Below are 11,341 nucleotides of genomic sequence, written 5' to 3'. Positions count from 1 at the left end.
CTATCTACTTCTTAATGAAAAGCATATTGCGGAACTTGTCAATTTTTTCGTTTGAAAAAGTGTATTTTTTTTTCAATGAAAATAATTGCTTTTGCCAATATGTTTTTAAATATAAAGAAGCCAAATAAAAAACCATCGCAAAGAAACGATGGTTTTTTATAGAAACAGGAGTAATTAGAAAGAAAAACCTTCTAAATTTAAACTGTTTGTAGAAAGGGCAAGATCAAGACTAGAAGTTTGATAATCTTGCTCACGTTGTTTAAGAATTTCTTTCGTTACGTGACCTACAGCGATTTCGCGTAAAGCAACAACTGTTGGTTTGTCGTTATCCCATTCTACAGTTGGCTCCATGCCTTGACGTGCCAATTGACGAGCACGTTTACTTGCAACGAGCACAAGCTCAAAACGGTTGTCTACATGATCTAAACAATCTTCAACGGTGACGCGTGCCATAAAAGTTCTCGTTTTGGAATGGTAAATTTGAACAGACTAAATAGTATAAAAGGCTTTCGTTCTAGACTCAAGTTATTCCTGTTTTGGTTGAGGAGTAATCAAGTCCTGAATTAATGCTTGGTATCTATTTGCTTGTTGAGATAACACTAAGCGGTTTGCAGTAATTACTGCTTCAAGCTCATGAAGTGCTTTATTAAAGTCATCATTAATAATAATGTAATCAAAATTTACATAGTGTTGCATGTCTTCCACAGCACAGCTTAAGCGATGTTCGATGACTTCCACAGAGTCTGTGCCACGGTTAGATAACCGTTGACGTAAATCGAATTGAGTAGGTGGTAAAATAAAGATCTGTTTAGATTCAGGAAAGAGTTTACGTACTTGCTCAGCACCTTGCCAGTCAATTTCAAGCAAGACATCATGCCCTTGAGCTAATTGTTGTTTAACAGTTGCTTGAGAAGTGCCGTAGTAGTTACCAAATACTTCAGCGTATTCAATAAATCCACCTTGATTTACTTGGTCTAAAAAGACATCTTTTCTTGTGAAATGATAGTGAACACCATCTAACTCACCTGGTCGTTGACCTCGGGTAGTATGCGAAACTGAAACATGTAAATTGCTCACACGGTCAAGTAGGGCTTTCACCAAAGATGTTTTGCCCGTTCCTGATGCAGCAGAAACGACAAACAATAGACCCGACATGATATTTTTCCTGATATGATAAAATATCTTCGCTATTGTAGTGTACCGTGCGTTTAAACTGAATAGTTTTAACTGCAAATATTTACGAGAACTTCCCCTGTTTTATTAATTTTGAGGCTGTTATGGAAATTGTGTTAGCTAATCCGCGTGGTTTTTGTGCCGGTGTTGATCGAGCCATAGCAATCGTCAATCGGGCTTTGGAATGTTTTAATCCACCTATTTATGTGCGTCATGAAGTTGTACACAATAAATTTGTGGTAGATGACTTACGTCAAAGAGGGGCTGTTTTCGTTGATGAGCTGGATCAAGTGCCAGATGATTCTATTGTAATTTTCAGTGCGCACGGAGTTTCAAAAGCGGTTCAGCAAGAAGCAGAGCGTCGAGGTCTCAAAGTTTTTGATGCGACTTGTCCGCTTGTTACGAAAGTGCATATTGAAGTGACTAAATATGCCCGTGAAGGTACAGAAGCGATTTTAATTGGTCATGAAGGGCACCCAGAAGTTGAAGGAACAATGGGACAATATGACAAATTAAAAGGCGGTGACATTTATTTGGTCGAAGATGAAGCCGATGTAGCAGCGCTTGAAGTCAGACATCCAGAAAAATTAGCTTTTGTTACACAAACGACTTTATCTATTGATGATACTGCGAAAGTCATTGATGCTTTGCGTGCGAAGTTCCCTAAAATTCAAGGGCCACGCAAAGATGATATTTGTTATGCAACTCAAAATAGACAAGATGCCGTACGTGATTTAGCTGAAAAATGCGATGTCGTATTAGTTGTTGGATCACCTAATTCATCAAATTCGAATCGTTTACGAGAGCTTGCTGAACGTATGGGGAAAGCTGCTTATCTAGTAGATAACGCTGATCAGCTTGAACAATCATGGTTCAATGATACTTGTAAAATTGGCGTTACAGCAGGCGCTTCTGCTCCAGAAATTTTAATTAAACAAGTGATTCAACGTTTACAGGATTGGGGAGCCCAAGCACCTAAAGAGTTAGAAGGGCGTGAAGAAAATATTACTTTTAGTCTTCCTAAAGAGTTACGTATTCATGTTACTCAAGCATAAAATGTGACTTATTTAACATATTGATTTTAAAAAATTTAAACAGATGATTGTCAAATGACGGTTATCTGTTTTTTTATACCCTTTATCTGGTTTGTATTCGTTTTGTAAAAGTAGAACGTAAAATTTATATAGAAATAAAAAGTTTTAAATTTATTTGGGGTTATGGGGATGAGGGGAATTACTCCGCAAGAAGGGTTCACCTTAGTGGAACTCATCGTAACAATTGCAGTCATGGCTATTATTGCAATGATGGCTGCGCCGTCTATGTCAAATTTATTAGAAAGTAAACGTTTAGATACTAATCAAAGAGATTTAATTAGCACTCTATCTGAGGCGAAAAGTCAGGCTGTGCTTGGTCGTCAGAATGTTTCAGTTAATTTGAATTCAGCGGCTTCTAATACTGCCACTTTATTAAATTGGCAACCTACTTCTAACAACACTCTAACGCTAAAAAATATAGCTGCTGATAATACCCAAAGTTCTTTAGCTATCACTACTTTAACATTTAACGCAAATGGAGTTGTGAGTAATATTACTCAGGATGCACTTATATCTATTTGTAATTCAAGAATAAATAAAAAGAAAAATTTTATACTTACAAAACTTGGAGCTTTGGTTTTTAAAGCTGAGGAGACATGCTAATGCATTTAAACAATCTGAAAGTTCAAGCAGGTGTTGGTTTAATAGAAGTTTTAGTTGCTTTAATTCTACTTGCAATAGGAGTACTTGGTTATGTAGCACTTCAGATCAGGGCAATGGACGCATCTTCAGAAGCATTAACTAAATCTCAGGCGATGATAGTCATGAGGGGGTTAGCTGAAAATATTCGCACAAATAGTGTTCAAGCTGGTCAATATCCAGCATTTGTGCGTAGTTATAGTAATTTTTCATCAACTACAGTGGCTCCGACTTCCTGCTTTAATAGGCCGTGTACGCCTTCACAGCTTGCTCAATTTGACGCATATCAAACAGCAAAAAATGCAGATCAGCTGGGTATCAAAATTACAATGACAAATTGTCCAGGCGTTACTTCAACTATGACTTTACAAAGGCAATGTTTATTCGCTTTTTGGGGAAAAACTTTACCAGTAACGAGTACAAGTGGGAGTACATCAACTGTAGATGTATCAAATTGCATCACTAGTAGTGGAATTTATGTCTCTAATTCTAAGTGTTTAATGATGGAGACATATTGATGAATCGATCATTTTTAGAAAAGCAGCAAGGATTTACCTTAATTGAACTTATGGTTGCTTTGGCTTTAGGTTTAATTCTTGTTGCAGCTGCTACTCAATTGTTTATAGGTGGAATTTTATCAAGTCGTCTACAAAAAGCGAATGCTGAAATACAAGATAGTGGTATTTTTGGTCTGGATTATATTGTACGTGACATACGACTTGTCAATTATGGAAATATTATAAATCCTCAGTTAAATGATACTACTCCTTGGGGAGGGATAGTGTTAACGGGTTCTACTGCTACCAATAATAACAATGTAAATTTTGTGCCTAATACGGGGACTAACGTCTATATCGCAGATGCTTTATTAAGCCGTGGTGCAGGCGATACAGTAAGTACCTTAAATAACCAGTGGAAAGGCCTTTCAAATATACAGAACAGTTCAAATGCAACTATACAGAGTGATCAGCTTACTATTCAATTTATTGCTCCTTCTAATATGACAAATTGTGAAGGTGCAAATGTTTTGGCGGGTGATCTTGTTGTAGAGCGCTATTTTTTACGTCTCGATAATAATGGGAGTTCACAACAAGATTATGCACTAGCATGTGATGCAAATACACCTTCTACCACACCTACAGCTCAACCAACATCAGTTGATGGGTTTGGAGATGCGGGTCAAATTATATTGCCACGTATTGATCATTTTCATGTTCTATTAGGCGCGAAAAATGCAGCTGGTAATTTTGCTTATTACACTATTCCCCAATATCGAGTGGCTGCACAAGCTGCAAGAGATGCGACCCCTACACAATTAGCTCCGCGTATCTTATCCATACAAATTTCTGTATTAGCACGTTCTACCAATAATGCTCAAAACAAAGCAGTCGATCCTAATCAAACTTTTGTAATGTTAGATCAAACAGTACATGCCTCAGATACAAGTACACGATTCTTACGACGCGTTTATAGCACAACAATTGCTTTACGTAATGCAATGGGGGAAAAACTATGACCCATTTGAGAAGCAAATATATAGTCCAACATCATCAAAAAGGTGCGACGCTTATTGTTGTGCTTATTATTTTGTTAATTGTTATTGCTGTGGGAGTTTTAGCCATTAGGGTGGCTATTGTTTCTTTGAAAGTTGCAACAAATAGCCAAATTGGCCAATTAAATTTTCAATCTTCTGATACTCCTATACAGCTCATCACACAGATGGATCCAACGACGCTTACAAATATTAGTAATGTGTTAGGAGCAGCACTCAAAGAAAATGAGAGTCATCCTGGATCGGAATATAATTTTTGCTATAAGCCAGTTTCGACCACTGTAAGTTTTGCCCAAACCCGAGATGCGAGTCTACTGCGAGCAGGAACTGCTAACAATGCCGTGGTAGAGGATGGAGGAGTGGCTGGCTTTTGTGACCTGACCACTGATTATGGAAGTAATCGTCAAGCTGTCGTTACACAAATTGCTGTAAGCATTCCAACAGATGCCGTTAATGATGTTCCAGGTTCAAATTTACCACGTGGAACAAATGCGTCTGAAGGTACTGCTTTACCAAAGAGTATGCTTTCTACACAACGCATTCGAGTGATTACAACTTCTTTTTTACCTGCTTATGCTTCTACCTCAATGCAAACTTTGCAAGCAGATTGTTTGAGTACAAATAGTGCCAAGATCAGCGATAACTTTGATAGCTCATTAAGTAATAAACAAACGTTAGCTGATTGTTTGGCAAATCATAATGTACCTTTTAGTACTCAGATTCAAGAATTTAACTATACCAATAAGCTTACTGAAACTATGGCGCCAGGTTCATAATGGGGAATATCATGAAACTACATTTCAAACCAAATAAATTATGGTATGCCATCTATTCAACTTCGATGACATTTACATGGCTTATGTCAAGTTCTGTAGTGCAGGCAAGTGATTTACAAATTTATGCCGCACCTACAGCAGGTAAAAAAACAATTGTTATGATGCTAGATACTTCTGGATCAATGGGGCGTACGATCCAGCCTGGTTATAGTATTTATGATGATTACGGTATTACAAGTTGTTCAACTACTTATGTAAACTCAACAACTACTCCTAGTTATCGTCGGTATTATTGCTGGGTTTCCTCAAATACAACCCTTAGTAAAGTAACTAATTTAGCTACTGGATGTGAGAAACAGGCAGATAATAGTTATCGTTGTTATGACCGGTTAACGCGCCTAAAAGATGGTATGTTTTCTTTTTTAGAAAATAATAACCCGATATTTAATAATGTAAGTGTTGGATTGGGGCATTTCTCTACATACAGTAGTGGTACTACTGGTGATGGCAGTAGCGGCGAAATTTTGGTTCCAGCAGCAAATTTGGGCGTTGTAGGATCTGCACAAAGAGTTGCATTAAAAAATGCTGTAGCTGGATTAGAAGCAAGTGGAGGAACGCCTACTGCTAATGCTTATGCTGAGGCAGCAGCTTACTTAATGGGAACACGAACATTAAGCTCGACTACAGCAAATGTGGCAATGTATTTTAAATATTATCCAGTTTTAACTCAGACGTCACAAACCGTTTACTATGCCTGTGGTAATAATTCAGCTAGTGGTTCAACAGATAATACAAAGTGTACATATACGCCGACCACAATTCCAAGCCAGTCTAATTTATCTAACTATAGTAGTAATACTACAAGCTCAACAAATGGAAATATAACGACTTACACCACTTATTATTATAAAACGACTGGATGGTTTTATCCTACAACGACCTATTACTATAAAACTACTTATAGTGAAACTAAAGTAACCAGTTCAACACCTAATTATCAAAGCTGTACAGCATATAACTCTAATGGATGTACTACTTGGAGTGCGGCTTCTTTAACTAATCCAACAACAGATACCTATGATACGCAATGTACAGTTAATACAGTGGCTGGTACATGTGTCTATCAAACTAAAACAATTTTAGGTACAAACAGTTATAGTGGATTTAATAGCTCCGTTCAAAGTTCAAAAGATCCAGATACCAACTACACTACATATAAATCACCATTACCTCCCGTTAGTCAGCGTCAAAGTTGTGATGGACAAGGGGTTTATATTTTGTCTGATGGTGAACCAACGAATAACGTAAACTCTTCTGTTTTAGCCTCTGCATTGAACCTTAGCTCATTTAGTAATAGTGGTGGACTGAGCGGTGGTACAAACTGGGATTATATGAGTAACTTCGCTAAGGCCTTATTTAATGGCGGGGTAATTCAAAGTGATGCTAATAATGCTACAAACCCAGCTAATGTATCTATACAAACTGCTTTTGTTGGTTTTGGTTCAGCATTAAATGCCTTGAGCACTACAGATGCGAAGAACGCTTGTAAAATGAGTTCTCGTACTCAAATAGATAGAAGTGGAGATGATGCATGTTCTCCAAATCAGGGAACAAATGCTGTATCTGCCCCAGGTTATGGTAATGGTGGATTTTTTCCTACCCAAAGTGCGCAGGGAGTAACCGATAGCGTAATTGCATTTATTAATAACTTAGGGAAGGTGCCTTTAGAGCCTCTTACTACTGGTGCGATTTCTGTACCTTATGATGCATTAAATCCTAAAAACCTACAGGAATATGGTTATTTACGGACTTTTGAGCCAGATCCGGCAAATGCTTATCTGACTTGGCGAGGTAACTTAAAAAAATATCATGTGGTTTTATCTGGTTCAAATGCTGGTGCATTTGAAGCGAACTCTGGTGGGCTGGTCTATGATGCAAATGGAGCATTCCGTAGTGGTACAAAAGATTATTGGAATAGCTCTAGTTATAATGATGGCGGAAAAGTTTTTTTAGGGGGAGCCTATAGCAATGTACCATTACCAACTTTAGGTCAGCCAGAAGAGGTAAATTCTCAAGGTAATATTACTAAATATTATTATGCAGCAAAAAATAAAATCCGAAATCTGTTTACTGATGTTTCTACCGTGGCTACAGATGGTAGTTTAACTAAAATATCAACTACAAATACTAACTTACTGAAAATTCCTGCTGCGCCTGCTATAAATACAAATCCTTTTGATACAGCGGCTAATACTGCAAGTTATGTGCTAGGAAAATTTAATAGCTCTACGGGACAAGATGTTTTGAAGGCATTCCCTGTGAGCTTAAAATTAAAATTATTAAATTACTTGGGTTATCCGACAGATATTACGGCGACAGCTCTACCAAGCACATTAACCACATCAAATGCCCCTTATTTATCGATGGGCGGGAGTATCCACTCTTTTCCGGTACAGCTGACTTATAGTGGTACTTTAGATCAAAATGGAAATTTAACCAGTGCACGTGAGCAATCTATTCTTTACGGAAGTATGGAAGGAGGATTGCATATCGTAGATGCCTCTTCTGGGGTTGAGCAAATGGTATTTATCCCAGCCGATATATTAAATGATACGGTAGCGTCTAAAGCTTTAGTGGTAGGGCAAAGTGATTCAACAGCCCCTGCTCAAGGTATGGATGGAGCATGGGTATCGGATCCAGCATATAACATTACCACTACAGGTTCAGGTAGTTCAGCAGTATCAAAAGTTACTGCTAAACAAATGAATATTTATGGTGGAATGCGTATGGGGGGCAGTAGCTATTATGGATTAAATGTATTAAATCCAAGTTCCCCACAATTAATGTTTAGAATAGGTGCAGATCAATCTGACTATAGCCGTATGGGGCAAAGCTGGTCTAAGCCTGTACTTGCAAATATTCGTTATAACGGTGCGATTAGACGTGTCATGATTGTTGGTGGTGGTTATGATCAATGCTACGAGAAACCAAATATCACGTTGAGTGACTCATGCTTTAGCAATGGTAAGGCAAAAGGAAATGCTGTCTATATTATCGATGCTAAAACCGGAGAGCGTTTATGGTGGGCCAGTGATACAGGGTCCAATAATGATAACGCTAATATGAAGCATAGTATTGTTAGCCGTATTAGTACTTTGGACCGAGATGGTGATGGCTTAGTAGATCATTTGTATTTTGGCGATTTAGGTGGACAAGTCTTTCGTGTAGATCTTAATAATAATCAGACTCAAACTAACTCGACTTATAGTGGTTTCGGTATAAGAGTTGTGAGATTGGCAAATCTGGCAACAAACGATACAACAAATGATAGTGGAAATGATTACACAGGTGGAAATGCCCCTCGTTTTTATGAGCCGCCTACCGTAACAATTCATGATTATGGTGTTCGCTCATTTATTACGGTTGGTATCGCTTCTGGTGATCGAAGTACACCACTAGATGTTTATCCAATTATTGGCCGAGAAGGTATGTCTCCTAGTACGGCGCTTAGTGGTCGACCTGTAAATAATGTTTATGGAATTATTGATAGAGACTTTATCAAAAAGAATTTAATGTCGTTAAGTGATAGTCAGCTTGAAACTAAGGATCTTATTCGCTCAAATCTACGGAAAAACCCACAAATATTAAGAGCAGGCGAAACGAGCGTAGGGCAGGTTTTCTTTCCAAGTACGGGTACAGGTCAAGCAGGTTGGTACCGATCACTTTCTAGTACGAGCAATGGTACTGAAAAAGCTGATAATAGCTTCCGTATTAAAGGGGGAATGAAAGCCTTTGAAGAACCAATAGCAATTACAGGTAATTTAATAGTTCCTGTCTATGATCCTCAAGGAACGGGTATTGTTGCGTCAGACCCTTGTTTACCACGTGTAGTAGGTGAAACAGATCGACAAACTTATTGTCTGCCATTTGGAGTGTGTCTGAATACTGATGGATCGATTAATCATAATAAGGAAGATAATAGTGGTTTTGGGACAGATGGAACAAAGAACCTAAATGTAATTGGTTCAGGGGTTCGCAATATTACGTTTGTGCCTAGTGAAGATAATCCATCTCCGCAAAACAGTTGTGGAAAATTAAAGTTATCTGGTAATGAGCAAGGAACAGGGCAGTGGCAATGCACAAGCTATTTGATCCCTGCACGCTGGTATGAGCGGTATCGCTAAAAGGGATGGTTTATGAGTAAATACTATAATTTGAAGTTCAATCGGGGTTTTACTCTGATTGAACTTATGGTCACTCTTCTTACTTTAGCTATTCTTGTTGCTATTGCTGTTCCTTCTTATCAAAGTTATGCCCGTAGAGCTACCGCATCTGCCGCTAAGAGTGAGATTTTAAAATTAGCTGAGCGATTGGAGCAGCATAAGTCTAGAAATTTTACCTATAGGGGATTTACCACAACCTCTGTAACGTTAACTCGTGGGGGGTATACGATTCAGATCACTGATGATACCACTGCTGGTAATTTATTAACGAGTTCTGCTGCGAATGGGCAGACATGGGTGATTAGAGCGACTACTACAGATTCCAGAAATCTTAATTTTATTGCTAAAAACTCAGGTTTACGTTGCCAGAGCTTAACAGCTACTGCTGTTGATAATGATTGTGGTGGAACAACTACATGTAACACATGTGAAGCAAATAGTGAGAGTTGGCAGTGAAGAATGGTTTTACACTAATAGAAATTATGGTTGTGGTGGCAATTATTGCAATTTTGGTAGCGATAGCTACTCCATCGTATTTACAATATGTTCGTAAAGGGAATCGTACAGCCGTTCAATCTGAAATGATGAATATTGCACAAACTTTAGAGTCTCAAAAAATGGTGAATAACCGTTATCCCTCAAATGCAACTATACAATCAATTTATGGCTCTAATGTGAGTCCTCTTCAGGGCAAAGCTTTATATACTTTAGCTTTTACTACTTTAAACGATTCGACATGGGTGCTTACGGCAACACCAATCGCTAATACTTCACAAGCGGGTGATGGAATTATTTGCTTAAATGATCAAGGGCAAAAATTTTGGGCAAAAGGTGCTACAGATTGTGCACTATCGGCTTCATCAAGTTGGACAGAGTAATTTAAATTCAAAACTGCGGATAACTCAAAATTTAATCTTTCTTTCAGGGTGAAAATCACGTAGAATGTCGCCCTCTATGAAAGGGGTTTGAAGTGTTGCCGATGGTCGGCGCAGGGATAATCCGTAAGAATTATAAGGCTTTTATCATGGTTGTTATTCGTTTAGCACGTGGCGGCGCAAAAAAACGTCCATTCTATCAAATCGTTGTGACTGATAGCCGCAATGCACGTGATGGTCGTTTCATCGAGCGTATCGGTTTCTTTAACCCAACTGCACAAGGTCAAGCAGAAAAACTTCGTTTAGACGCAGACCGTTTTGCTCACTGGGTTTCTCAAGGTGCTCAACCTTCTGAACGTGTTGCTTCTTTGGCTGCTCAAGCTAAAAAAGCTACTGCATAATTATTGTAGTAGGTAGCCCATGACACCAACACAGAATGTTCCCGAAGATCGTATTCAGATTGGACAGTTACGTTCAGCTTATGGATTAAATGGGTGGCTCTGGGTGTATTCCAATACGGAACCCATGAGCAATATGTTTGACTACTTGCCTTGGTACATTGAGACCAAGGCTGGTTGGCAAACAGTTGATGTAAAACGTTGGAAACCACATGGTAAAGGCTTAGTTGTCTCTTTAAAAGGTGTGAGTGATCGCACTGGAGCAGAGAGCTTGGTTGGCGCTAATATCTGGATTGCTAAATCTCAATTGCCAAAAGCAGATGTAGATGAGTACTACTGGTCAGATTTGAAAGGCTTAACGGTGTTAGGACTTGGTGATGAAGAACAGGAAGTAAACCTAGGGCAAATTCATGAGTTGTTTGAAACTGGAGCTAATGATGTGATGGTTGTACGTGCTACACCAGACAGCATTGATTCAGAAGAACGCATGATTCCTTGGCATAAAGACGTGGTACAACGCGTTGATCTTGAAGCTGGTCGCATTTACGTTAATTGGGGCGTAGATTATTAATCCTTTTTTAGGGGATTAACGCAGCAGGAAAATAGAGGAG

Annotated in this window: 12 protein-coding genes and 1 pseudogene; 10 read left to right on the top strand and 3 right to left on the bottom strand. The window is 38.5% G+C overall.

The features are described 5' to 3' along the window. Window positions 1–4 precede the first annotated feature (4 nt). The 3 genes from J671_RS25790 to gmk form a co-directional block, all read right to left on the bottom strand. A complete protein-coding gene (locus J671_RS25790; protein ID WP_102990545.1) occupies window positions 5–136 on the bottom strand; it encodes a hypothetical protein in 132 nt (43 codons plus the stop codon). Between the two features lie 38 nt (window positions 137–174). Next, window positions 175–453 carry a DNA-directed RNA polymerase subunit omega gene (gene rpoZ, locus J671_RS09785; protein ID WP_000135049.1) on the bottom strand — a complete coding sequence of 93 codons (279 nt, stop codon included), beginning with the start codon at window positions 451–453 and terminating at the stop codon, window positions 175–177. 72 nt (window positions 454–525) lie between these two features. After that, entirely contained in the window at window positions 526–1,155 is a 630-nt protein-coding gene (gene gmk / locus J671_RS09780) for a guanylate kinase (RefSeq protein ID WP_031982109.1), read from the bottom strand. Between the two features lie 122 nt (window positions 1,156–1,277). Between gmk and ispH the strand changes: the two genes are divergently transcribed. The 10 genes and pseudogenes from ispH to rimM all read left to right on the top strand — a co-directional run bounded on the left by ispH (window position 1,278) and on the right by rimM (window position 11,301). Continuing rightward, window positions 1,278–2,228, top strand: a complete 951-nt coding sequence (gene ispH / locus J671_RS09775; protein WP_002051768.1) for a 4-hydroxy-3-methylbut-2-enyl diphosphate reductase — start codon at window positions 1,278–1,280, stop codon at window positions 2,226–2,228. A gap of 168 nt (window positions 2,229–2,396) precedes the next feature. Beyond that, window positions 2,397–2,870, top strand: a complete 474-nt coding sequence (locus J671_RS09770; RefSeq protein ID WP_016803890.1) for a pilus assembly FimT family protein — start codon at window positions 2,397–2,399, stop codon at window positions 2,868–2,870. Next, window positions 2,864–3,424, top strand: a complete 561-nt coding sequence (gene pilV, locus J671_RS09765; RefSeq protein ID WP_081404860.1) for a type IV pilus modification protein PilV — start codon at window positions 2,864–2,866, stop codon at window positions 3,422–3,424. Before J671_RS09770 ends, pilV begins: the two co-directional genes overlap by 7 nt. Continuing rightward, complete coding sequence (locus tag J671_RS09760; protein ID WP_031982106.1) at window positions 3,424–4,422, top strand: PilW family protein; 999 nt, start codon at window positions 3,424–3,426, stop codon at window positions 4,420–4,422. Before pilV ends, J671_RS09760 begins: the two co-directional genes overlap by 1 nt. Further along, window positions 4,419–5,234, top strand: a complete 816-nt coding sequence (locus tag J671_RS09755) for a PilX N-terminal domain-containing pilus assembly protein (protein ID WP_031982104.1) — start codon at window positions 4,419–4,421, stop codon at window positions 5,232–5,234. The genes J671_RS09760 and J671_RS09755 overlap by 4 nt, the downstream gene beginning before the upstream one ends. Window positions 5,235–6,448: 1,214 nt before the next feature. Further along, window positions 6,449–9,418: pseudogene (locus J671_RS09750) on the top strand (PilC/PilY family type IV pilus protein); the annotation flags it as partial. A gap of 12 nt (window positions 9,419–9,430) precedes the next feature. Further along, complete coding sequence (locus J671_RS09745) at window positions 9,431–9,913, top strand: type IV pilin protein (RefSeq protein WP_004884685.1); 483 nt, start codon at window positions 9,431–9,433, stop codon at window positions 9,911–9,913. Next, window positions 9,910–10,335 (top strand): type IV pilin protein, encoded by a 426-nt coding sequence (locus J671_RS09740; RefSeq protein ID WP_017392607.1) that lies wholly within the window; start codon window positions 9,910–9,912, stop codon window positions 10,333–10,335. Before J671_RS09745 ends, J671_RS09740 begins: the two co-directional genes overlap by 4 nt. A 146-nt stretch (window positions 10,336–10,481) precedes the next feature. Continuing rightward, window positions 10,482–10,733 carry a 30S ribosomal protein S16 gene (gene rpsP, locus J671_RS09735; RefSeq protein ID WP_000260334.1) on the top strand — a complete coding sequence of 84 codons (252 nt, stop codon included), beginning with the start codon at window positions 10,482–10,484 and terminating at the stop codon, window positions 10,731–10,733. Between the two features lie 19 nt (window positions 10,734–10,752). Further along, on the top strand, window positions 10,753–11,301 hold the full coding sequence (rimM, locus tag J671_RS09730; protein WP_031982101.1) for a ribosome maturation factor RimM: 549 nt from the start codon (window positions 10,753–10,755) through the stop codon (window positions 11,299–11,301). Window positions 11,302–11,341 lie beyond the last annotated feature (40 nt).

The sequence above is a fragment of the Acinetobacter sp. 1130196 genome, assembly GCF_000588095.1.
Classification (GTDB): domain Bacteria; phylum Pseudomonadota; class Gammaproteobacteria; order Pseudomonadales; family Moraxellaceae; genus Acinetobacter; species Acinetobacter nosocomialis.
The sequence above is the reverse complement of the archived record's forward strand: the minus strand, read 5'-3'. Positions and strand labels throughout refer to the sequence as shown.

Coding starts and splice junctions, on each gene's coding strand:
- J671_RS25790 (WP_102990545.1), bottom strand. CDS start 136: ATGGTTTTTTATTTGGCTTCTTTATATTTAAAAACATATTGGCAAAAG.
- rpoZ (WP_000135049.1), bottom strand. CDS start 453: ATGGCACGCGTCACCGTTGAAGATTGTTTAGATCATGTAGACAACCGT.
- gmk (WP_031982109.1), bottom strand. CDS start 1,155: ATGTCGGGTCTATTGTTTGTCGTTTCTGCTGCATCAGGAACGGGCAAA.
- ispH (WP_002051768.1), top strand. CDS start 1,278: ATGGAAATTGTGTTAGCTAATCCGCGTGGTTTTTGTGCCGGTGTTGAT.
- J671_RS09770 (WP_016803890.1), top strand. CDS start 2,397: ATGAGGGGAATTACTCCGCAAGAAGGGTTCACCTTAGTGGAACTCATC.
- pilV (WP_081404860.1), top strand. CDS start 2,864: ATGCTAATGCATTTAAACAATCTGAAAGTTCAAGCAGGTGTTGGTTTA.
- J671_RS09760 (WP_031982106.1), top strand. CDS start 3,424: ATGAATCGATCATTTTTAGAAAAGCAGCAAGGATTTACCTTAATTGAA.
- J671_RS09755 (WP_031982104.1), top strand. CDS start 4,419: ATGACCCATTTGAGAAGCAAATATATAGTCCAACATCATCAAAAAGGT.
- J671_RS09745 (WP_004884685.1), top strand. CDS start 9,431: ATGAGTAAATACTATAATTTGAAGTTCAATCGGGGTTTTACTCTGATT.
- rpsP (WP_000260334.1), top strand. CDS start 10,482: ATGGTTGTTATTCGTTTAGCACGTGGCGGCGCAAAAAAACGTCCATTC.
- rimM (WP_031982101.1), top strand. CDS start 10,753: ATGACACCAACACAGAATGTTCCCGAAGATCGTATTCAGATTGGACAG.